Here is a 21134-nt window from a genome sequence, read left to right on the forward strand (position 1 = left end):
ACGTGGCGACCGCATCTGCCCCGAACGGGCAAGTTCTCAATGCTGCAGATTTTAACCAGATCGTTCACGGCGGCACACCCTGGCCAAACGGGATATCGTCGCACCGCCTAGTGCAAACCCGAAAAGCGTTCGATAATCGCACGGACTTGTACGATAATCGCGCACTCTACCCGATTGGCCAATTGCCGCCGTACGGCGCGCGCCCTATTCTCCGTTCACTCATCGACTTCAATGCAGCATCGGACGCGGCGCCGCCACGATTCCACGATGCGCCGTGCCAGGAGACACCGCCATGACCCCAACCTTCGACACCCTCGACGCCGCCGCCAGCGCCCGCGTCCGCAGCCAGGCCCGCAAGGCCGCGATCGGCAGCTTCGTCGGCGCCGTTGTCGACTGGTACGACTTCCTGCTGTACGGGATCGTCGCCGCGCTGGTATTCAATTCCGAGTTCTTCCCGAAAGTCAGCCCGACAATGGGCACGCTCGCGGCGTTCGCGACCTTCGGCGTCGGTTTCCTGTTCCGGCCGCTCGGCGGCATCGTGTTCGGCCACTACGGCGACCGGCTCGGCCGCAAGCGGATGCTGGTGCTGACGGTGATGCTGATGGGGCTGTCGACAGTCGCGATCGGCCTGCTGCCGGCATTCTCGACGATCGGCTGGTGGGCACCCGTGCTGCTGGTGCTGATGCGCGCGATCCAGGGTTTCGCGGTCGGCGGCGAATGGGGCGGCGCGGCGCTGATGGCCGTCGAAAGCGCGCCGAAGCAAAAGAAGGCGTTCTACAGCAGCGGCGTGCAGGTCGGCTACGGCGTCGGCCTCGTGCTGGCCACGGGCATCGTGTCGATCCTGAGCCATACGCTCGGCGAGGCCGCGTTCAAGTCGTGGGGCTGGCGCCTGCCGTTCGTGTTCAGCATCGTGCTCGTGCTGATCGGGTTGTGGGTGCGCAAGAACATGGACGAATCGCAGGAGTTCGTCGAGAAGGTCGAGCACGGCAACCGCAAGCTGCGCCTGCCGGTGCTGGAGGCGCTGACGCGCCATCCGAAGGCGTTCCTGCTGATCATTGCGCTGCGGCTCGCCGAGCTGTTCACGATGTACATCGTCACCGCGTTCGCGCTCAGCTATTCGACGACGAACCTCGGCATGTCGCGCGACCTGTTCCTGAACATCGGCCTGCTGGTGGGGGCGGTGAGCTGCGTGACGATCCCGTGTTTCGCATGGCTGGCCGACCGCTACGGCCTGCGCCGCATCTACCTGATCGGCGCGCTGATCGGCGTCGCGTCCGCGGTGCCGTTCTTCCTCGCGCTGGAGGCGCGGTCGATCGCGTGGATCGTGATCTTCTCGATCCTGCTCGCGAACGCCGCGCACGACATGGTCGTGAGCGTCCAGCAGCCGCTGTTCACCGAGCTGTTCGGCGCCGAATACCGCTATAGCGGCGCGGGCGTCGGCTACCAGTTCGCGAGCGTGGTCGGCGGCGGGTTCACGCCGTTCATCGCGGTCGGCCTCGTCAGCGTGGCGGGCGGCTCGTGGCACCTCGTCGCCGGTTATCTCGCGGTGGGCTGCCTGATCTCGCTGATCGTCGCCGCGCGGATGCGGGCGGCGCAATAACGACCCGATGGCCGGCCCCAATCGTGGCCGGCCATCACGCATCGCTTGACGGCGGCCGCCAACGGCCTCGGTGCGTCGCGCGCGACGTCAAACACTGTCAGTTATACGCCCCGATTCGCCCTTTTCCCCTCTGAACATTCCACGCCGCCCGCCGACCAATGGCATCATATGGGCCTACGTCAGTCACCGATACGCCCCCATATCATGTCGAATCTCATCGTCCACGGCGGCACTCCGCTGCGCGGGGACATCAAGCCGTCCGCGAACAAGAACGCCGTCCTGCCGATTCTGTGCGCCACCCTGTTGACCGACCAGCCGTTGCGCCTCATCGGCGTGCCGGACATCACCGACGTGCGCAAGATCCTCGACATCTTCCGCACGCTCGGCAGCGACGTGTCGGTCGACTTCACGACGGGCCTGCTCGAACTCCACCATCGCGACACGAAATTCGATCCGGCCGTCCATCGGCTGCCGGAAGCGATGCGCTCGTCGATCATGCTGATCCCGCCGCTGCTCGCGCGCTTCGGCGTCGCGCGCCTCGAGAACGACGTGAAGGGCTGCACGCTCGGCGTGCGCGAGATCGACCCGCACGTCGAGGTGTTCGAGCGCTTCGGCGCGCACATCGAGCGCACGCCCGATTCGCTGATCGTCCGCACCGACGGCCCGCTGACGGCCAACGATCACTGGCTCGACTACGCGTCGGTGACGACCACCGAAAACTTCGCGCTGTGCGCGACGACCGCGAACGGCACGTCCACGCTGATGAATGCCGCGTCCGAGCCGCACGTGCAGGAGTTCTGCCAGTTCCTCGCGATGATCGGCGTCGCGATCGAGGGGATCGGCACGTCGCGGCTCTGCGTGACGGGCGGCCGCAAGCTCGGCGGCGGCGAGTTCCGCTTCGCCGAGGATTTCCACGAAATCGCGACGTTCCTCGCGCTCGGCGCGATCACCGGCGGCGACATCACGGTACGCAACTCGTCGCCCGAACACTTCCCGCTGATCGACCGCACGTTCGCGAAGTTCGGCGTCAACGTCACGCACCGCGACGGCTGGTCCCGCGCGGAACGCGACGGCCCGCTGCGCGTGCGCCGGCCGTTCACCCAGAACATCCTCACCAAGGTCGAAGCCGCGCCGTGGCCGTACCTGCCGGTCGACCTGCTGCCGATCTTCATCGCGCTCGGCGTGCGCGCGGAAGGCAGCGCGATGTTCTGGAACAAGGTCTACGACGGCGCGCTCGGCTGGTCCGGCGAACTGTCGAAGTTCGGCGCGCACGTGCTGCTGTCCGATCCGCACCGGCTGATCACGTTCGGCGGGCTGCAACTGACGCCGGCCCGCGTCGAGAGCCCGTACATCATCCGCGTCGCGATCGCGTTGCTGATGGTGGCCGCGAGCATCGAAGGCCGCTCGGAAATCATGAACGCGCTGCCGATTCGCCGCGCGCATCCGCATTTCGTCGAGAACCTGCGCTCGGTCGGCGCGAACGTCGAATGGACGAGCAGCGAGTAAGACCCTGAAGGTACGGCGCACGCCACACGAGCGCCGTACCGCCACCCGCACCCGGTTGGCGGCTGTGTCAGCCGCCTTCTCCCGTCTTTCTCCCGCCGCACTCTCCCCCGTTACTCGCCGCCCCCGCAATCGGCATCGCCGGCGCCCATGTGGTCGAACCCGTAGAGCATCACGGCCGTCGTCCCGCGCGCCGGGTTGCTCGGGCGCTTCGCCAGGCTTTCGTCGAGCGGGGACGACGGATACTGGACACTCGTGTCCATCAGGTTGCCCGGCGCCGAGCGCAACTCCGCGTCGGTCAGCTGGCGCGCTTCCGCGCGCGGCAGCCCGAACGCCTTGCGCACGTCCGCTTCGTTCCAGGTTCCCTTGAGCGTGACGGTGACCATCTGCAGGTCGCCGTGCTCCCAGTCCAGTTCGACCTTCGTCGCGAGCGGATGCACGCCGGCCGCGAGCCGGTCGGGGAACACCGGGCCTTCGTAGTAGGCCTTCGTGTTCCCGCACGCATCGCCGGTATTCCGGTACTTCTTCAGCGCGCAATTGAAGCGCTTGTCACGGTAGCCGAAGGTTGTTTCGACGTAACAGCCGAATTTCGGCGACGTCATGCGCGGCCACGCACGCACGTCGACGGCCGGCTTCGGGAGGGGCGTGCCGGACGAGGGATTCGCCGCGGCAAGCAGCGGCACGGCCGCGACGAGCACGGCCAACACGGATTCGCGAATTTTCATTGTTGTGTTCCAGTCGAGGCAGCGATTCTAGCGCGGCTTCGCCAGCGAGATCGTCCCCGCGATGCCGCCGAACAGCGGCAAGGCCTGCGGCATGTCTTCCACACAGGTCGCACACGTCAGGCCGATCCGGTAGTTCGGCGTATCACCGAGCGCCATGTACAGCCTGACGCGCTCATGATTGGGGCCGACCTTCGGCGAATACACGGTTTCCTGCCCCTTCACGCCACCGCCGAGGTCGATCGGCGTCACGCGCTCGATCACGCCCAAAATCGAGATCGTCGACTCGATCGACGCCTTCAGGTTGGCGATCGCTTCCGGTGAAATTCGCGCGATAATCGCCCACTCACGCGCGATTACCGCGCACCGAGACGCCACCTTCCGACGATGAAAAAGCCCGAACTCGACCGACGCGACTGGATTGCCGGCCTCGAAAAAGGCCTGGCGATCCTCGAGGCGTTCGACAGTCAGCACGCGCGCATGACGCCCACCCAGGCCGCCGCGCGCACCGGCCTCACGCGCACGGCCGCGCGGCGCTATCTGCTGACGCTCGAATCGCTCGGCTACGTGTACACCGACGGCAAGCTGTACGGCCTCACCCCGCGCGTGCTGCGGGTCGGCTGGTCGTACTTCGATTCGGCGCGCCTGCCGCGCACGGTCCAGCCCTATCTGCAGCAACTGAGCGCGTCGCTGAACGAATCGGCGTATGTGAGCGTGCTCGACGGCTGGGAGCTCGTGTTCATCGCGCGCAACGGCGTGTCGCGCGTGATGACGACCGGCTTCGTGCTCGGCGCGCGCGTGCCGGCGCCGCTCACGTCGCCGGGCGTCGTGCTGCTCGCCCATCATCCCGATCGCGAAGCCGTGCGCGCATGGCTCGACGACACCGAACTGCCGCCGTTCACGCCGCACACGGTCACCAACAAGGCGCGCCTGCTCGAACAGGTCGACCAGGCACGCGACGCCGGTTTCGCGGCGATCGAACAGCAATTGCAGGTCGGCGTGCGCGGCATCGCGGTGCCGCTGAAGAACCGTCACGGCGAAGTGGTCGCCGCGCTGAGCACGAACATGCCGATCGGTGCGGAGACGACCGACGCGGCCGTGCGGCGCGTGCTGCCGCATCTGCAGGAAGCCGCGCTCGCGATGCTCAACGTGCTGTAGCGACGTGCCGGTACGGGAAAGCCGCGCGCAGCGTCGCGCCCCCGTCACCCGATCCGCCACCACCGCGGCAGCAGATCGCGCACCTCCCGCCGCCGGTAGCGGTCGTCGATCAGATGCACGACGCCTTCGTCGTGCTCGGTGCGGATCACGCGCCCGGCCGCCTGCACGACCTTCTGCAAGCCGGGATACAGGTACATGTAGTCGTAGCCGTTGCCGAAGCGTGCGTCCATCGCCCGTCGCATCTGCTCGTTGACGTCGTTGACCTGCGGCAGCCCGAGCGTCGCGATGAACGCGCCGATCAGCCGCTCGCCGACCAGGTCCACGCCTTCCGAGAACGCCCCGCCCAGCACCGCGAAGCCGACGCCGCGCCCGCCCGCGTCGAAGCGCGCGAGAAACGCGTCGCGCTCGCCTTCCGTCATGCCGGGCGCCTGCGCCCAGACGGGCACGTCCGGGTGCCGTGCCTGCATCAGCGCGACCACGCGCCCCAGATAGTCGAAGCTGCTCAGGAACCCGAGGTAGTTGCCGGGCCGCGTCGCGTATTGCGCGGCGATCAGGTCCACGATCGGTTCGAGCGACCGGTCGCGGTCGCGCCAGCGGGTCGACACGTGGCTCGCGACGCGCACCGTCAGCTGCTCGGCGCGGAACGGCCCGTCGACGTCGAGCCAGCCCGTGTCGCCGGGCAACCCGAGCGTGTCGCGGTAGAAATGAAACGGACTCAGCGTGCCCGAGAAAAGCACGGTCGCGCACGCGGCTTCGTAGCGCGGCGCGAGAAAGCCGGCCGGAATCACGTTGCGCACGCAGAGCGTCGACTGGACGCGGCGCCGGCGGCCGGCCGACGCAACGCCGTCGAGCGCCGGCTGGCGCGGCATCGGTTCGCCGTGCAGCGTCGCGTCGAAGATCGACGCGCTGTCGAACGCTTCGGCAAGCACGCCGAACTGGATCGCCTCGAAATGAAACCGCAGCAGCGCGTCGCCGTTCGCGCGCGGCGCGTCGGCCAGGTGTTCGCCGATCGCCGCGACGAGGTTCTGCACGGCCGACACGATCGGGCCCGGTATCTCCGGATACGCGGCATAGCGCTCGGCCTGCGCGCGGTTGACCGTGCCCCACGCGCGGGCGAGCCGGTCGAAGGCCTTGCGCAGCGCGGCGGGTGCGGCCTCGCGCGCGGCCGCGAATGCGAACGGATCGAGCGATGCGCTGTACATCTTGCGCGCACGATCGAGCAGGTTGTGCGCTTCGTCGACGAGCACGCCGACGCGCCACTGGTTCTGCTGCGCGAGCGTGTGCAGCATCGCGCTGCCGTCGTAGTAGTAGTTGTAGTCGCCGATCACCATGTCCGACCAGCGCGCGAGCTCCTGCGACAGGTAATACGGGCAGACGTCGTGCGCGAGCGCGGCCGCGCGCACGGTGTCGCGGTCGAGCAGCCCGGCCTCGATCGCCGCGTCGCGCGCGGCCGGCAGCCGGTCGTAGAAACCCTTCGCAAGCGGGCACGACTCGCCGTGGCATGCACTGTCGGGATGCTCGCACGCCTTGTCGCGCGCAACGAGTTCCAGCACGCGCAGCGGCAGCGCGGGCGTGCCGGCGCCGAGCGTCGTCGCCGCTTCGAGCGCGAGCGCGCGGCCGGGCGTTTTCGCGGTCAGGAAGTACACGTGGTCGAGCTCGCCCTCGCCGCAGGCCTTCAGCAGCGGAAACACGGTGCCGAGCGTCTTGCCGATGCCGGTCGGCGCCTGCGCCATCAGGCAACGATCATCGCGGGCCGCGCGATAGACGGCCACTGCCAGCTCGCGCTGGCCGCTGCGGAACTGCCCGTGCGGAAACGCGAGCGCGCGCAGCGCCGCGTCTCGCGCCGCGCGGTGCGCCGTCTCGCGTTCGGCCCAGCCGACGAAGCACGCGCACTGCTCGGCGAAGAACGCGGCGAGCTCTGCCGCCCCCAGCGTTTGCGTCAGCACCGTCTCGCGCTCGGACACGATGTCGAAATAGACGAGCGCGACGTCGATTTCCGCGAGATCGCGCGCGTCGCACATCAGGTACGCGTAGACCTTCGCCTGCGCCCAGTGCAGCGCGCGGTGGTTGGCCGGCATCGCGTCGAGGCTGCCGCGGAAGGTCTTGATTTCCTCGAGGCGGTTCGCCACCGGATCGTAGCCGTCCGCGCGGCCGCGCACGGTGAGCGTGCCCCACGTGCCCGTCAGCGCGATCTCGGTTTCGTAGCGTGCGCCGCGGTTCGACGTGACCGCGCCGTGGCCGGCGATGCCTTCGAGCGCGGTGGGCGCGGGCGTGAAGCGCAGGTCGAGATCGCCGCGCCGCGCGGTGAACTCGCACATCGCCCGCACCGCGACGACGTAGCTCATGCGGACAGGCCCGCCGCTTCGACGGGCGCGACGTCCGCGCCGGCCCACTCGACATCGATCACGCGCACCGGAATGCCGTGCGCGACGCAGTATGCGAGCCAGCGCGTCTGGTTGTCCTGCAGGCGGTCGCCGGGGCCCTTCACCTCGACGAGTTCGTAGCGGCGCTCGCCGGGCCAGAAGCGGACGAGATCGGGCAGCCCCGAACGGTTGCTGCGGATATCCGCGAGCAGGCGCGTGAACCACAGCCGCAGGTGTTCCGGCGGCAGGCACGCAAGCGCCTCGTCGAGCAGTGCGTCGCTCAGCACGCCCCAGAACACGAACGGGGATTGCAGCCCCGCCTTCGTCGCGAAATGCCGGCGAATCGTCTCGCGATAAGCGCCCGAATCGAGTTGCGCGAAGCACGCGGCGAATGCGTCCGCACGGCGCGCGGCGAAATCGGGCGCGTGCAGGTCGGCCGGGCCGCGCTGGAACGGATGGAAGAACGCGCCGGGTACCGCGGCGAACACGGGTTCCCAGCACAGCAGCCCGAACAGCGAATTGATCAGCGTGTTCTCGACGTAATGGACCGGCGAAGCCGGTAGCGCGAGATGGTCGCGCACCGCGAATTCGACACTGACGAACGCATCGGGGCGCGCGAGCACGAGCGTTTCGCGCGGCACGTCCGCCGCCGGGGCCGCGCGTTCGACGCGCTGGCCGAGCCGGCGCTGCAGGCGCGGCAGCATGCGCTCGACACGCTGGCGCTCCTCGTCGCTCTCGAAACCGCCGCGCGCCTCGAGCGCCAGCGCGAGCGCATCGTCGTCACGCCCGCAGCGTTCGAGCACGCGGATGCGCCGATGGCGGCTGCCCGGCCAGGCGCTGCGCACATACGCGTCGAGCGCGCCGGCCCAGTCGGCCCGGCGCTCGCATGTCTGCCCGAGTGCGAACAGCAGCTTCGCGCGACGCGTCGCGAGCCAGGGCTGCGCGCAGCCGACCGCGTCGATCGCGCGCACCAGGTCGTCGAACGGCAGATCGTCGGGCCACGCGTCGAGCGCATCGCGGCACGTCTGCAGCGCGAGATACGCGTCGACGTCGCCGCGCTGCTGGAACGCGCGCGACGACGGCGCGATCGGCACGCTTTCGTACTGGAACACGCCGAGATCGGCGAGCACGAATTCGCTCCAGTCCTGGTGGAGATTGCCGAAGAACATCAGGCGCAGCCGGTCGCACAGCGCGCCGACCGTCACGCGCAGCACGCGGTCGCCGGCCTGCGCGCACCACGCGTCGAGCGGTTGCGCGACGCCATGCGCGGGCCGCAGCCGTTCGAGCCACTCGGGCTTGCGCTCGCCCGCGTGCGCGGCGAGTGCCGGGAAGATACGCAGCAGATCGGCCTTGGTCGACAGCGCGAACAGTTCGTCGAGCGTCAGCGCCGGGGCCGGATCGACCCAGCCGAGTTCGACGAGCGGCGCGGCCGCGTCGAGCGCGCAGCCGATTTCGTCGTATACGAGCTTGCTCGCGCGGAAATCGGACCCGTTGCGCATCAGCATCCGGACGAGCAGCGCGCGCGACGCCTGCGGCAGCGCGGCGAACTGCCGGACGAACGCGTGCTCGTGCGCATCGAACAGGTCGTCGTAACGCGCGCCGAGCCAGGCCAGCGCGCGTTCGAAATTGGTCAGGTAGTAAAACGCCGGGGGCGTCGGCGAAGCAGGCGTCACGTGGATTGATCACTGTACATTTGTACAGGTCGGAATCATATCAAATGTGACGGGAAATGCCGCTGCCCCGATCGCCTCCCTGCTGCCCGACCGTGCTCAGAACTGGTAATTCACCGACATGTCGAACACGCCGTTGGTCGACTGCTGCGTGATCGGGCTGCGCGCGGCGCGGCCGACGAGCTGCTCGATCGCACCGTCGATCGTGACGAACCAGTGCTTGTTCACGAACCAGGCCATGGTCACGCCCGCACCGTACGACTTGATCCCGGCCCCCGACGAATACGCCGGCAGCCCCGAACGCGCGGCGCCCCCCTGGTTCACGCCGAACCAGCTGTTCATGTAGCGCGAATCGGCGAACGACACGGTCGGCCCCGCGAACCAGAAGAAATGCTCGTTGCTGCCCGGCAGCGGCATGTACGCGGAGAAATCGCCGACCCAGCCGTTCGAGCCGCCGATGCTGCGCCGGATATCCGCGCGCAGCACGAGCGGAAACTCCTTCGAGATCACGTAATCGGCCGCCAGTTTCATCACCGGTGCCGCGTTGATGTTGTCGAGGCCGTTCAGGTGCTGGATATCGTCGGCCGAACGGCGCCCGAGGTCGTAACCGACGGACAGGCTCACGCGCCAGTTCGGCCCGCGCAGCACGTTCGCGCCGAGCCCCTCGCCCGTCGACAGGAAGAACAGGTCGCGATAGCGAATGTCGAGGTTCGGGCCGCCCATCACGCGATAGCGGTCGGAGCCCGCATAGCGCGGCTGCAGCGTCATCGCGGCGCCCACGCTGATATTCCACGTGGAAATGTTCGGGTCGAACAGTTTTTCGAGCGGCACACCCGCCGAGTATTGCCACTCGCCGAGCGGCGAAGGCGTCTGGGCCGACGCATCGCGGGTGCCGGCCGCGGCAAGCGCCGCGCATGCCGACAGGCCGGAAACGAACCGGCGTGCGCCGGGTGACAGCAACAGGCGAGCAACTGTGGCCAAGGTGGTCTCCGTCGGTTGCGCGAAACGAACCTGAGGGAAAGCGCATCGCGCCTCTTCGGCCGCAGCGGCTGCCAGGTTGCGGCGCGAACGTAGCGTGTGCTGAATTAACGGACATCCTACGCGACGTGCACGCAGACGCAAAGCGCCCGCTGCGCGCGGGCACTTTGCCCTGCGCGGGGATCGACCGGCGAAGCGGGGACGAATCAGAATCGTTCGACGTGATAGTCGCCGGCCAGCGCGGCCGGGCTGCGCGACGACATCATCCGCGAGAAGCCGTCGGCGAGCCGGCCGAGCGCCAGCTGCTTCTGGCTCGCATCCCAGTGCGTATAGGTGTCGTAGGCGGCATCGTCGAACGACACGGTGACGGCAGCCGGGCGGCCGCTGGCGCGAAAGCCGATCTGCAGCACGCCGCCCGGCAGTTCCTCGATGTGATAGCGCAGCGAACGCGATTCGAAATAGCGGCCCAGCACCTGAGCGATCGCGCGCTTGTCTGGCGATTGCACGTGAATGTCCATGACGGTCCTCCTTTTCAAGGTTCGCGCGGCCGGTCGCGGCGTACCGCTTCCGCCCGGCATCCGCATCGGCGGCGGGTTCGACGGCGGGTCGCCCTGCGGCAGCCCGTCAGGCACCGGCGGGTCGACCGGATCGTCGTGTCCGGGCGGCGGCGGGTCCGGGTCGACGTCGGGAGTCGTCGGCTCGGGGCGGTGCAGCATGGATGGCGTCTTCATGTCGCTCCTGCGCGGCGGCGTGCGCATTTCGATGGCGCGGCGAGCGCGCAAGCGGCATGCCTGCTGTCGCGCCGCGAACGTCGGCGGCTTCGCTCAGTCGTCGCAGGCCGCCATCACCCGCCACATCGTGCGTCCTTCCGCGGTCAGCTGCACCGCGAGCGCGTACGGGTCGGACGGCGCGCATTGCCCGACGAGCGCCCGCTGCGCCCGCTGCGCGCGCTCCGGGCCGTCGTAGACGGTACGGTTCGGTGCGCGCACCTCGTCCTTGCCGTCGAACAGGCGCCGCTCGGGCCGGTAGACCAGCGATTCGCGTTTCCACGTGTCGAAGCGCTCGCGTACGTGACCGAAATCGCCGCCGCATACGTTCGCGTCGTAACGTATCCTTTCCCTGGATGCATCCATCACGTTGTCCTCTCGTTCCCGCCGACGGCGCGTGCCTCGTGGCCGCGCCCGTCCGCCGCCCCCGGCGCGCAAGCGCCGTGCCGCCGATACATGACGGGCACGACGCTTGCGCCTTCAATCGCCATCAAGGAGGTTCGACCATGACCGTTCACGCCCCCGGCCGCCACCACGCCGTGCCACCGGCTGCCGGACTGCTCTGGCTCGCCACGTCGCGCCCGCCGTCGAAAGACAAGACGGAGGAGCGCATCGACGAGGGACTCGAGGAGACGTTTCCGGCCAGCGACCCGCCCGCCGTTGGCGGCGCGACCCGTATCGACCCTGCCAGGCCGTCCGGCGAGCACGAACGCCGCGCGCCGCACGTTCCTTCCCCGCCCCGCGATCACGGCTGACGGCGGCACCCGGCTCGCACTGCACGGCGGTGCAGCGGCGCGCCGGAGCAATCCGGAGTTGATCTGATGAAACGCCTTGAACGCAGATGGCATGAAATCAGCGGCGCCGCCGGCGTCGCTGCGCTGGCAGCCATCGAAAGCGCAGTGGTGCTCGCGATCGTCGCGATGACGGGCATCGGCCACTGACACCCTGTACGGCCCGTTCGCGGCTTGCGCCGTGGAAGATGTACAAGCGGGCTGGCAAATTTCTCCGTCGCATGGCCGTCGAGGCCCGGCGTGTGCCCGGCGTGAGCGTTACGCGTGCGGCACGCGATCTGCTTGCACATCGTCCCGCTCACGAAGGAGGCTTCATGTATCGCGTCACCGAGATCATGTCGCGCGACGTGGTGTGCGTCGCGCCGACCGACACGATTCGCCACGCGGCCGAGCTGATGCGGCGCTTCGATATCGGCGTACTGCCCGTTTGCGACGGCGACGAACTCGTCGCGATCGTGACCGACCGCGACCTTGCGGTGCGCGGGCTGTCGCACGGCCATTCGTTCGATACGCAGGTGCAGGCGGTTGCGTCGAGGCCCGTGCAATGGTGCGTCGAGGACGACGGTGTCGGCGACGTCCAGCAGCGGATGGCCGACGTGCAGCTGCATCGATTGCCGGTACTCGACCGTCACCGGCGGCTGGTCGGCATGGTGTCGCTCGGCGACATCGCGACGCGCGCGGGCGGCCCCGAGCGCGACGAACTGGCCAATACGCTCGAGGACGTGTCGCTGCCGCGCCGGCGCTGACCGGCGCCGTTCATATCGGCGACCCGCCCGGGTGCCCGGGTGCCGTTTCGACCAGGAGGTGTTCGATGACAACCGACAGACCGTCGCGCGACGACACGCGCATCGTCGGCAACGACCGCCACACAACCGGCGGCGGGCCGGGGCCCGACGTGATGACCGCCCGCACGCTCGAAGGCGATCGCGTGCTGACGATGGACGGCGACGACATCGGCCAGGTCGACGACATCATGCTCGACGTGCGTTCCGGCCGCATCGCGTATGCGGTCGTTTCGTCACGCGGCCAGCCGGGGATCGGCGACAAGCTGCTCGCGGTGCCGTGGAACGTACTCGTGCTCGACGTCGAGCGCCAATGCTTCGTGCTGCCCGTGGCCACCGAACGGGTGCGCGAAGCCCCCGGCTTCGACAGGAATCGCTGGCCGGCAATGGCCGATCCGGACTGGGCCGAGGCGCTGCACGCGTACTACGGCAGTTCGCCGTACTGGCTCATCGAGGAAGGCGAAACGGCGCTCGACTCGCCGCCGTACGAGGCGTCGCCGGAAGGTCCGGAAGGCCCGGAAGGCGGCAGGCGGTAACGCGATCGTCGGTCACGCCGGTCAATGCGCGGCCGCCACCGTCCGCTCGAGTTGCCGGGCGGCTGCCAGATGCGCGTTGAGCATCGGCAGCGTGTTGGCCGCGAACGCGCGAAGCTGCGGATCGCGGCCGTTCCGAGCCTCTGCTTCGTAGAGACGGATCGCCGCTTCATGCGCGCGCGGGCCCGCCAGCGCGACATAGGCCGTGTCGAACGCGCGCCCTTCCCTGGTTCTCAATGCCGTGACGGCCGGATCGACGAGCATCCGCGACTGCACCGGCAGGCCCTTGGCCGCCCCGAGTTGCTGCAATTCGCCGGCGATCCGTCGATGATCGTCGACCATCCGGCGCGCGAACGCCTTCACGTCCGGGTTCGACGAGCGGTCGAGCGCGAGCTGGCTGGCCTGCCGCTCCACCTTGCCGATCATGCCGGCCTTGTCGACGAACTCGGCATCGATACCGGTCGGCCGCTGCGTCATGCCGGCCTCGTCGGCCGTCGTGCCGGGGCGGATCACACCGGGCCCGACCTGCGCCGACGAAGCGGGCGACGCCTGGGCCGGCGGAAACGCGGCGGCCAGCAGGCCGACGGTCGCGGCCAGCACGGTCGCCGCCGGCCGGCGGGTTCGGTTCGCTTTCATCGCGACCTCCGTGTGTCTCGACGTAACGCGCCGGTCGCGCGGGTTCCCGTCACGCCGGGCGCCGCTCCGCGCAGTGTTGCGCCTGCCCGGGCGTCGAAAAACGGCCGGCAATGATGGTGTCCATGTCGATCCCTCCTGCCCGGCGACACTCCGGGCCGCGCGCACGCGGCGCGCGACCGGCCCGGTGCTTTGCCGGTGCGTCACGTTGCTTCCGGCGGATCTGCCGCCTGTCGAGCACGCCGCTCACGCCGCTCACGCCGTCGACGTCGCGCACGACGCAGACCGCGATCGCGCGCTGCCGTTCGTCGGATACGCTGCCCGTCAGCTCGGCCACACGATGGCGAACCTGCACGTCGATATCGCCGGATGCCCCGGCTACCTGCCGCTACCGGTCATGCGGGTTCCGATCGTGCCCGGCATCCGGCGCGACATCGGCGATCACGCTCGCCAGCGTCGGCATGTCCACCGGCTTGCACAGATACGCGTCGAAGCCGGCGGCCATCACGCGGTGCCGGTCGGCGTTGCCGGCGTGCGCCGTGACCGCGACGACGGGCAGATGTCCGCTGCCACCCGGCAAATGACGGATGCGGTCGAGCAGCCAGAAACCGTCGCCGTCCGCCATCGCGAGATCCGACAGCACGACGTTCGGCGCATCCTGTTCCACCGCTTCGAGTGCGTCGTGCCCCGATTGCGCGGTCGACACCTGCGCGCCCATCGTTTCGAGTGCCGCGGCGAGGCTCGCGCGCGAGGTCGCGTCGTCGTCGACGACGAGCACGCGCCGTCCGTCGAGCGCCACCGTATCCGGCGTGCCCGCCGCGTGCAGCAGGTCCTCGGCACGATCGTCGACATCCCACCGGGTCGGCAGCGTGACCGTGACGGTCGTCCCGCGTCCGGTGCCCGCGCTCGTCGCGACGACCTCGCCGCCGTGCAGTTGCGCGATGTTGCGCACGATCGACAGGCCGAGCCCGAGGCCGCGCCTCGGCGATGCGAACGCGCGTTCGGGCCGGCTGAACGTCTCGAACAGATGCGGCAGGTATTCCGGCGCAATACCCTGGCCCGTGTCGGCGACCGACAGCCGCACGCGCTCGCCCGCCCGGGTCAGCGACACGACGACGCGGCCGCCGGACGGCGTGAACTTGATCGCGTTCGACAGCAGGTTCGACAGGATCTGGCGCACGCGCTCGCGATCCGCCGGAATCACGCAGGTCGCCATTTCGTATTTCGTCGACAGGTCGAGCCCGTTCGCCTGCGCCGTCGCGTCGAGTTCGCGCATGGCATCGCGCACGATCCGCACGAGATCGACCGGCACGCGCTCGAGGCGCAACCGGCCCGTCGCGAGCGACGACGCGTCGAGCAGGTCGGCCACCATGTGCGACAGCGATCGCGCGCTGCGGTCGATCGCGTCGACCGCCTGTTGCGCGAGCCCTTCGCCGTCGACGTTGCGCAGGACCTCGACCCAGCCGTAGATCACGTTCAGCGGCGTGCGCAGTTCGTGCGACACCGTGGCGAGCAGTTCGTCCTTCAGCCGGTTCGACGCGTCCGCCTGTGCGCGTGCGTCGCGCGCGCCGCGCAGCGAGCGCATGTTGCGCCGCTCGCCGCGGCGCCGTTCGTGCGCGTCGCGCAGCGTCATCGACAGCCCCGTGCAGTCGCCCCGCGCATCGACGATCGGCGACGCGGCGAAAGTCGCACGAAAGCGGCCGCCGTCGCGTCGCACGCACAGCACGTCGAGCGGACCGACCGGCGCACGTAGCGTCGCGAACGATCCGGACAGCGGATGCCGCCTCAACCAGCGCGGCGCGATCAGCTCGGCGACGTCGAGCCCGGTGGCCTGCGCCGCATCGATGCCGAAGATCCGTCGCGCGGCCGGGTTCCAGCTCGTGATCCGGTGTGCGGTATCGACGCCGACGATCGCGTCGGGCGACGCGTCGACCACCCGGCGCAGCAGGACGTCGTCGGGTACGGGCACGCGCGCGGCCGGCGAAGGCTCGCCATGCGGCTCGCGGGCACCGGCGTCGCCATCGTCATGGATTTCGCGGAGACGATCGCTCGCGAGCAGCGGTTTCACGGCCATCACGAGCACGCACTCGACGAAGCTGATCGCGACGAACGCGCCGGCCTGTTCGAGCAGCGTGGCCAGCGGCGCATTGCGCCACCAGAGCGCGCAGATCACGGCCACACTCGCGGCGGCCGCGACCAGGCCGCCGCCGAACGACGCCAGCCATGCGACGGCCGCAACGCCTGCATAGAAAGGCAGCGGCGCAAATGGCGCGTGCTCGCCGACGACGCGAACCGTCCACGCCTGCAGCGCGGACGCCAGCCCGACGGCCAGCACAACCCATGCACCCTGCCGTAACAGCTCACGGGTCAGGGTTCTCATTGCATCCTTGCCTCGCGCCGGTTCCCGTCGCACGGCGTCATGCCGCTTGTCGACCGACCTGCCGTCGAGCGTGCCGGGCGAGCCTGATGGCATCAGCAAGCGACATGCCCGATGCGTTGCTTCAGGCGGCCGGCCGGCGCCAGCCTGCCTGGCTGCTCCGCAGGCCGCGGCCGGTCGGGCGCCGGCCGGTATCGGGGTACGCATCGACGCAAGGCGTCGCGACCGTCTTTTTCATCGGAGCGCTGTAAAAAAGCACCGATGTGCCCCTCGATCCCGGAAGGGCCGCGATTCGTGCCGTGAATCGATGGCCTGTTTCTTCCGCCCCCGCCGCACACATTGGAAATTTCTATTCCGAGGCACCTTCGTGGTCGTTTCGCTGTCGATGATAAATATTGCAATCAACGGAACGGGTGATGCCGATTTTCAAAACGACCCGCTAATGCCGATGGGAGATACCGCAAACCGTTCGAAGCAGCGTGCAGACGGCCGCCGTTTGTCGGGCCGCTCGTCCGCGATGCGCACGCTGCTCGGCCGCATCGAGAAAATTGCGCCGACCCGCGCCAGCGTGATGATTGCCGGCGAAAGCGGGGTCGGCAAGGATATCGTCGCGCGCCGGCTGCACGATCTCAGTGCCCGGCGGGACGGCCCGTTCGTGCCCGTGAACTGCGGCGCGATTCCGCCCGATATCGCGGAATCGCAATTGTTCGGGCACGAAAAGGGCAGCTTTACCGGCGCGATCGTGCAGCGGGAAGGTTTCTTCGAAGCCGCGCGCGGCGGCACGCTGCTGCTCGACGAGATCGCGGAAATGCCCGTGTCGCTGCAGGTGAAGCTGCTGCGGGCGCTCGAATCGAATGCGATCGTCCGGGTGGGCGGCACCGAACCGATTCCGCTCGACGTGCGCATCGTGTCGGCCACGCGCCACAACCCGGCCGAAGCCGTGCGCGACGGCCGGCTGCGCGAGGACCTGTTCTATCGCCTCGCCGCGTTCGCGTTGTACGTGCCGCCGCTGCGCCAGCGCGACAGCGACATCGAGACGATCGCGCTGGAGTTCGTCGACGCGCTCAACGCGCGGCACCGCGCGCACAAGCGGCTGACCGACGCGGCGATCGCGGCACTGCGCGCGTATTCGTGGCCCGGCAACGTCCGCGAGCTGCACAACACGAGCGCGCGCGCGTACATCCTGTCGGACGAAGGCATCGACGTCACGCTGCCGAAGCCGGCGGTGCCGCCCGAGCGTCTGTCGGAGGACACGATGGCGCTGCCGCTCGGCGCGACGCTGCACCATGCGCAGCAGCGCTTCATCGCGGCGACGCTGCGCCACTTCGACGGCAACAAGCCGCGCGCCGCGAAAGCGCTCGGCATCAGCCTGAAAACGCTCTACAACCGGCTCGCGCTGATGCGCGACAACGGCCGCTCCTGAGCGGCGCGGCCGTGTCGCTCGCGCACCGCATGCCGCGGTTGCGCGTGGCGCAACATGATTACGCGACCTTGAACCGCCCGACCGTGGTCGCGAGCGCGTTCGCCTGCGACTGCAGTGCGGTCGCGGCGGCGGTCGACTGTTCGACGAGCGCCGCGTTCTGCTGCACCATTTCGTCCAGCTGCGTCACGGCGCGATTCACTTCCTGGATGCCGCGCGTCTGCTCGTTCGCCGCGTGCGTGATCTCGGAGATGATCGTCGTCACGTTCGACACGTTGGAGACGATCTCGCGCATCGTATCGCCGGCCTGACGCACCTGCCCGGACCCGGCCGACACGCTCGCGACCGTCGATTCGACCAGTACCTTCACTTCGCGCGCGGCCTGCGCGCTGCGCTGCGCGAGGCTGCGCACTTCCTGGGCGACCACCGCGAAGCCGCGGCCCTGCTCGCCCGCGCGCGCCGCTTCGACGGCCGCGTTCAGCGCGAGGATGTTGGTCTGGAACGCGATCCCGTCGATCACGCCGATGATGTCGCCGATCCGGCCCGACGCTTCCTCGATCTTCTCCATCGTCGCGACGACGTCCGACACCACCACACCGCCGTGCGACGCGATCCGCGACGCGGCTGCCGCGCGTTCGTCGGCCTGGCCGGCGGCCGCCGCCGACTGGCCGACGGTCGCGGTGATCTCTTCCATCGATGCGGCCGTTTCCTCGAGGCTCGCCGCCGCCGATTCCGTGCGCGACGACAGGTCCTGGTTGCCCGCCGCGATCTCGTTCGCGGCCGTGCGCACCGATTCGCTCGCATCGCGGATCTCGCGCATCACGTCGTTCAGCTTGTCGACGAAGCTGTTGAACGAGCGTGCGATGTCGGCCACTTCGTCACGGCCGTCGGCCGGCAGGCGCTGCGTCAGGTCACCGGCGCCCGAGCCGATCGCGGCCATGGCCTGGCGCACTTGCGACAGGCGGCGGAACGCGGTCGCGGTGATCGCGCCGATGATCAGCGACGCGACGCCGACGATCACGAGCAGCGTGATCAGCGAAGCGGTCAGCAGCGAGCGCATCCCGGCCGTCGCCTCGTACTTGTCGAGCAGCACCAGCGCGTACCAGTCGGTGCCCGGCACGGGGCGCGCGCGCACCAGCTTCGCGTCGCCGCCGACGCTCACCTCGACCGGCGCCGTCGCGGCCGCGATCGTCGCGCCGTTCGTCGCGCCGAGTTCGGGCGACACGTCGGCGACCGGCTTCAGCGTGAGCTTCGGGTCCGGGTGCGCGACCACGTGGCCGCTGCTGTCGATCAACATCCCGAAGCTCGCGGGCGTCGGGTGGATCGACTTCACGTTCGCGATCACGGTGTCCATCGCGACGTCGGCGGCGACGACGCCCTTCAGCGTGCCGTCGCGCAGGATCGGCACCGCGAACGTGACGACGAGGTTGCCCGTGCCGGCATCGACGTAAGGCGGCGTGACGACCGGCTTGCCGGCCTGCGCGGCCTGCTTGTACCACGGGCGGCCGGTCGGATCGTAGTCGGGCGGGATGCCGGTCGGGTCGGAGAAGTGGAACGCCTTGTCGGCGTAGCCCGCGTAGACGTTCGTGAAGCCGCCGGCCGTGGCCATCTGCTTGAACACCGGCAGCGGATCGGGCGTCAGCGCGGCATCCTGCAGCGACGCGATCATCCGGCTCCGGGTGGCGACCCAGTCGGCGATCCCGACCACGTGTCCGCTTGCGACGGAGGTCAGGTTGCGGTCGATCGCGTCGTCGTTGTACGAGCGCGCGATGAAGTAGTTGATGAGCGTGGTGGCGACGAGCGCGAATACGACGATGGCGACGCACGCGGCTAGGATGCGGGCGCGGATGGACGAGAACATGGCAACGACTCGGTAAGGGAGCGCGAACGCCCGGTGGACGAATTCACCGGGTAAACGGCAATCGCGCCGCTTACTTGAGGCTGCTGTGACAATTCAGTGAAACGTCTGACAAAACGCATTGCCGATCGTCAGCGGATCGTCGGCGAATCGTCAGGATGGGTGCACCGTCCTGCGCCGTGCGCGCACGCTGCCGGGACGCGACGACGGTACCTGCGGGCGTGGGCAGGAGGAGTCGGAAAGGAGGTTGAGACAGGCCGGTTCCCGGTCGACGGATGCATGCGTGTCGACTGGAACCCGGCCGTGGCGCGGCGACGGATCGCGCCGCGCCCTGTCACCAGTCGCGGCGCGCGCCCGTCACAGGCGATGGCCCGGACGCGGATCGGCTTCCGCGGGCGGCCCGTCGGCCCGCGTGTCGTTGTCGAGTTCGTCCTGCCGGCGCATCCGTTCGCGCAGGTGCCGGATCGCGAACACGTGGATGTAATCGTGCACCCGCGCGTCGGACGACAATACGCGCACTTCGTCGTCGAGCATCGCACGCAACTGATCCGCGCCGATCGCACGCTGTTTGGCGGCTTCCTTGAGTGAATCGAGCAAACTGTCCTTGGACATCGACGGACTCCTGACGGTCGAGGAACGAAAAGAAGAAGGTACTGGAAGCTTAAAGACTGAACGGCCGCGCGGCGTGCGATGCGCCGGCGCGTGTTTGCGCGCGATCAACGGCACGTTGCGTGCCGCCGCGCCGATCCGTCCCCGAACCGGCCGCGCAAGATTCGCGGCGCAAACGGCCCGCGAACGAGACTGGAAACCTGCCACGCCACCCCGGGGCGCGGCACCGGCCGGCGGGCGAACGATGGGACGCTGCTCGACGCCGATGCATTCGCGAACTTAGACCGGCCGAAATCATGCGTCAAGCGCGCTCCGCCACGCGCCGGCCATTCGTCGGAACGAACGGGCCGGATCGTCGCCCGGACGGCCGATCGGGCGCCCCGCGTGTCAGCGGATTCCGATACGCGCCGCGCAATCCCTGACAGCGACTTCAGCGCACGCTGCTTGGCAGGGTACTGGCGCCCCACGATACTGGTGACATGGACGAAACGTTCATACAGGTCATCGCTCAGCCGGCCGTCGAGCCGGCATGCGGGGCCTGGCGCAGGAGACCAACCATGGCACATCGCAACTTACCGGGCCGGGACGGCCAACGACGCGCGTCGTACAACACGCGCGCCCTGCCCGCCCAGGCCGTGCCGGCCGGCAACCGTCCGTTGGACGATATCGACACCTTGCTTGCGCTCGCTCGCGAAGCCGGGTTGCTCGTCACGCTCGACGGGCAGATCGGCCGCGAGAAGTACCAGAGCGTCGCGGGCTCGGTTCTCGCGCTGCAACGGTTTGCCGCGGCACTATGCGCACGGGCCGCACCCGACGCGCCGGCCGCGGTCGAGGCACGCCGCAAGGCGCGCCCCGGCTGGCCGCATGCGAACCGCCTGCGCAACCGTACATGCAGCATATGCGCGCCGCTGCACGTCGCGCGCCAGCGCCCGCGGGTACGCCGCGGCGCAGGCCGGCGACACGACTTGCGGTCGATGCTTCGCACCGGCTGAGCGGGCAAGCGGCCGGCACGGCACGGGGCCGTGCAATGGCTGCTCACCGTGCACGTCGGCAGCGCCTGCCGCACGCCGCGCCTTTACGACGACGGCGCGGCAACGGTGAGCCTGCCGCGATCCTCACCGATCCGCATCGGCGCGACCGCGCGCCATCACGCATCACCACGCGCCGTTCCACACGGTCGCAATGACAACGATTCCTGCGGGGAATGCACTTCAGACGGGGCCAACGACAACACCAATGCGGAAAGCGGACGGGGTGACTTGCACCCCGCCCGTCCTCCAAGGCAGCCGACGGCTGCCTACCCTCGTGCCAGAGAGTTCTCGGCCGGATGACGCGCCGTGCATCGCACGTCGCGGCTCCGGAAAATGATG

At 69.1% G+C, this 21134-nt stretch carries 20 protein-coding genes; 8 read left to right on the forward strand and 12 right to left on the reverse strand.

The annotated features are described in order from the left end of the window. The first annotated feature begins 292 nt into the window (after positions 1-292). On the forward strand, positions 293-1600 hold the full coding sequence (gene shiA / locus PQB87_RS26185; protein ID WP_048023001.1) for a shikimate transporter: 1308 nt from the start codon (positions 293-295) through the stop codon (positions 1598-1600). A gap of 204 nt (positions 1601-1804) precedes the next feature. Continuing rightward, complete coding sequence (locus PQB87_RS26190; RefSeq protein WP_027791585.1) at positions 1805-3106, forward strand: UDP-N-acetylglucosamine 1-carboxyvinyltransferase; 1302 nt, start codon at positions 1805-1807, stop codon at positions 3104-3106. 110 nt (positions 3107-3216) lie between these two features. On the opposite strand, the gene PQB87_RS26195 is transcribed toward PQB87_RS26190, so the two are convergent. Next, positions 3217-3828, reverse strand: a complete 612-nt coding sequence (locus tag PQB87_RS26195) for a hypothetical protein (protein WP_301863246.1) — start codon at positions 3826-3828, stop codon at positions 3217-3219. Between the two features lie 27 nt (positions 3829-3855). Further along, positions 3856-4089, reverse strand: coding sequence for a hypothetical protein (locus PQB87_RS26200; RefSeq protein WP_301863245.1), 234 nt, complete (start codon positions 4087-4089; stop codon positions 3856-3858). A 123-nt stretch (positions 4090-4212) separates the two neighbouring features. Here PQB87_RS26200 and PQB87_RS26205 point away from each other — a divergent pair, with 123 nt between their 5' ends. Beyond that, positions 4213-4983 carry an IclR family transcriptional regulator domain-containing protein gene (locus PQB87_RS26205; RefSeq protein ID WP_021162744.1) on the forward strand — a complete coding sequence of 257 codons (771 nt, stop codon included), beginning with the start codon at positions 4213-4215 and terminating at the stop codon, positions 4981-4983. Positions 4984-5027: 44 nt separating this feature from the next. On the opposite strand, the gene PQB87_RS26210 is transcribed toward PQB87_RS26205, so the two are convergent. From PQB87_RS26210 to PQB87_RS26230, 5 genes are all read right to left on the reverse strand, one after another. Further along, positions 5028-7328 carry an ATP-dependent DNA helicase gene (locus PQB87_RS26210; RefSeq protein WP_301863244.1) on the reverse strand — a complete coding sequence of 767 codons (2301 nt, stop codon included), beginning with the start codon at positions 7326-7328 and terminating at the stop codon, positions 5028-5030. Continuing rightward, positions 7325-9019 (reverse strand): VRR-NUC domain-containing protein, encoded by a 1695-nt coding sequence (locus PQB87_RS26215; protein WP_059683499.1) that lies wholly within the window; start codon positions 9017-9019, stop codon positions 7325-7327. Before PQB87_RS26215 ends, PQB87_RS26210 begins: the two co-directional genes overlap by 4 nt. A gap of 96 nt (positions 9020-9115) precedes the next feature. Continuing rightward, positions 9116-9997 carry a MipA/OmpV family protein gene (locus PQB87_RS26220; RefSeq protein WP_301863243.1) on the reverse strand — a complete coding sequence of 294 codons (882 nt, stop codon included), beginning with the start codon at positions 9995-9997 and terminating at the stop codon, positions 9116-9118. Positions 9998-10200: 203 nt separating this feature from the next. Further along, complete coding sequence (locus PQB87_RS26225; RefSeq protein ID WP_059683850.1) at positions 10201-10512, reverse strand: ATP-binding protein; 312 nt, start codon at positions 10510-10512, stop codon at positions 10201-10203. A gap of 306 nt (positions 10513-10818) precedes the next feature. Continuing rightward, the gene (locus tag PQB87_RS26230; protein WP_301863242.1) at positions 10819-11127 is read right to left on the reverse strand and encodes a hypothetical protein; all 309 of its coding nucleotides are present in this window, start codon (positions 11125-11127) and stop codon (positions 10819-10821) included. Positions 11128-11267: 140 nt separating this feature from the next. Between PQB87_RS26230 and PQB87_RS26235 the strand changes: the two genes are divergently transcribed. The 3 genes from PQB87_RS26235 to PQB87_RS26245 all read left to right on the forward strand — a co-directional run bounded on the left by PQB87_RS26235 (position 11268) and on the right by PQB87_RS26245 (position 12870). After that, a complete protein-coding gene (locus tag PQB87_RS26235) occupies positions 11268-11516 on the forward strand; it encodes a hypothetical protein (RefSeq protein WP_021162008.1) in 249 nt (82 codons plus the stop codon). Positions 11517-11866: 350 nt separating this feature from the next. After that, positions 11867-12298, forward strand: coding sequence for a CBS domain-containing protein (locus PQB87_RS26240; RefSeq protein ID WP_301863241.1), 432 nt, complete (start codon positions 11867-11869; stop codon positions 12296-12298). Between the two features lie 65 nt (positions 12299-12363). After that, the gene (locus PQB87_RS26245) at positions 12364-12870 is read left to right on the forward strand and encodes a PRC-barrel domain-containing protein (protein ID WP_489242887.1); all 507 of its coding nucleotides are present in this window, start codon (positions 12364-12366) and stop codon (positions 12868-12870) included. A gap of 21 nt (positions 12871-12891) precedes the next feature. Here the strand turns inward: PQB87_RS26245 and PQB87_RS26250 are convergent, their stop codons facing one another. The 3 genes from PQB87_RS26250 to PQB87_RS26260 are packed head-to-tail and all read right to left on the reverse strand — an operon-like array spanning position 12892 to position 15880. Next, positions 12892-13503 (reverse strand): DUF4142 domain-containing protein, encoded by a 612-nt coding sequence (locus PQB87_RS26250; protein WP_059694871.1) that lies wholly within the window; start codon positions 13501-13503, stop codon positions 12892-12894. Between the two features lie 49 nt (positions 13504-13552). After that, positions 13553-13837, reverse strand: a complete 285-nt coding sequence (locus tag PQB87_RS26255) for a hypothetical protein (RefSeq protein ID WP_489242888.1) — start codon at positions 13835-13837, stop codon at positions 13553-13555. A gap of 51 nt (positions 13838-13888) precedes the next feature. Beyond that, positions 13889-15880, reverse strand: coding sequence for a hybrid sensor histidine kinase/response regulator (locus PQB87_RS26260; RefSeq protein WP_489242889.1), 1992 nt, complete (start codon positions 15878-15880; stop codon positions 13889-13891). 382 nt (positions 15881-16262) lie between these two features. Between PQB87_RS26260 and PQB87_RS26265 the strand changes: the two genes are divergently transcribed. Further along, positions 16263-17300: a sigma-54 interaction domain-containing protein gene (locus tag PQB87_RS26265; protein WP_489242890.1), complete on the forward strand. Its 1038-nt coding sequence runs from the start codon at positions 16263-16265 to the stop codon at positions 17298-17300. A gap of 58 nt (positions 17301-17358) precedes the next feature. Here PQB87_RS26265 and PQB87_RS26270 read toward each other — a convergent pair whose 3' ends face one another. Beyond that, positions 17359-19158, reverse strand: coding sequence for a methyl-accepting chemotaxis protein (locus PQB87_RS26270; protein WP_027791571.1), 1800 nt, complete (start codon positions 19156-19158; stop codon positions 17359-17361). 354 nt (positions 19159-19512) lie between these two features. Beyond that, on the reverse strand, positions 19513-19767 hold the full coding sequence (locus tag PQB87_RS26275) for a DUF3562 domain-containing protein (RefSeq protein ID WP_059683489.1): 255 nt from the start codon (positions 19765-19767) through the stop codon (positions 19513-19515). Between the two features lie 554 nt (positions 19768-20321). Here PQB87_RS26275 and PQB87_RS26280 point away from each other — a divergent pair. Continuing rightward, on the forward strand, positions 20322-20756 hold the full coding sequence (locus PQB87_RS26280; RefSeq protein ID WP_489244284.1) for a hypothetical protein: 435 nt from the start codon (positions 20322-20324) through the stop codon (positions 20754-20756). The last annotated feature ends 378 nt before the right edge of the window (positions 20757-21134 follow it).

The sequence above is a fragment of the Burkholderia sp. KL41 genome (assembly GCF_057005415.2).

Excerpts from the sequence above, each read along its gene's own strand:
- PQB87_RS26195 (WP_301863246.1), bottom strand. The coding sequence starts at position 3,828 with ATGAAAATTCGCGAATCCGTGTTGGCCGTGCTCGTCGCGGCCGTGCCG.
- PQB87_RS26190 (WP_027791585.1), top strand. The coding sequence starts at position 1,805 with ATGTCGAATCTCATCGTCCACGGCGGCACTCCGCTGCGCGGGGACATC.
- PQB87_RS26235 (WP_021162008.1), top strand. The coding sequence starts at position 11,268 with ATGACCGTTCACGCCCCCGGCCGCCACCACGCCGTGCCACCGGCTGCC.
- PQB87_RS26265 (WP_489242890.1), top strand. The coding sequence starts at position 16,263 with ATGATAAATATTGCAATCAACGGAACGGGTGATGCCGATTTTCAAAAC.
- PQB87_RS26210 (WP_301863244.1), bottom strand. The coding sequence starts at position 7,328 with ATGAGCTACGTCGTCGCGGTGCGGGCGATGTGCGAGTTCACCGCGCGG.
- PQB87_RS26225 (WP_059683850.1), bottom strand. The coding sequence starts at position 10,512 with ATGGACATTCACGTGCAATCGCCAGACAAGCGCGCGATCGCTCAGGTG.
- shiA (WP_048023001.1), top strand. The coding sequence starts at position 293 with ATGACCCCAACCTTCGACACCCTCGACGCCGCCGCCAGCGCCCGCGTC.
- PQB87_RS26260 (WP_489242889.1), bottom strand. The coding sequence starts at position 15,880 with ATGAGAACCCTGACCCGTGAGCTGTTACGGCAGGGTGCATGGGTTGTG.
- PQB87_RS26205 (WP_021162744.1), top strand. The coding sequence starts at position 4,213 with ATGAAAAAGCCCGAACTCGACCGACGCGACTGGATTGCCGGCCTCGAA.
- PQB87_RS26270 (WP_027791571.1), bottom strand. The coding sequence starts at position 19,158 with ATGTTCTCGTCCATCCGCGCCCGCATCCTAGCCGCGTGCGTCGCCATC.
- PQB87_RS26280 (WP_489244284.1), top strand. The coding sequence starts at position 20,322 with ATGGCACATCGCAACTTACCGGGCCGGGACGGCCAACGACGCGCGTCG.
- PQB87_RS26275 (WP_059683489.1), bottom strand. The coding sequence starts at position 19,767 with ATGTCCAAGGACAGTTTGCTCGATTCACTCAAGGAAGCCGCCAAACAG.
- PQB87_RS26250 (WP_059694871.1), bottom strand. The coding sequence starts at position 13,503 with ATGAAAGCGAACCGAACCCGCCGGCCGGCGGCGACCGTGCTGGCCGCG.
- PQB87_RS26240 (WP_301863241.1), top strand. The coding sequence starts at position 11,867 with ATGTATCGCGTCACCGAGATCATGTCGCGCGACGTGGTGTGCGTCGCG.
- PQB87_RS26245 (WP_489242887.1), top strand. The coding sequence starts at position 12,364 with ATGACAACCGACAGACCGTCGCGCGACGACACGCGCATCGTCGGCAAC.
- PQB87_RS26230 (WP_301863242.1), bottom strand. The coding sequence starts at position 11,127 with ATGGATGCATCCAGGGAAAGGATACGTTACGACGCGAACGTATGCGGC.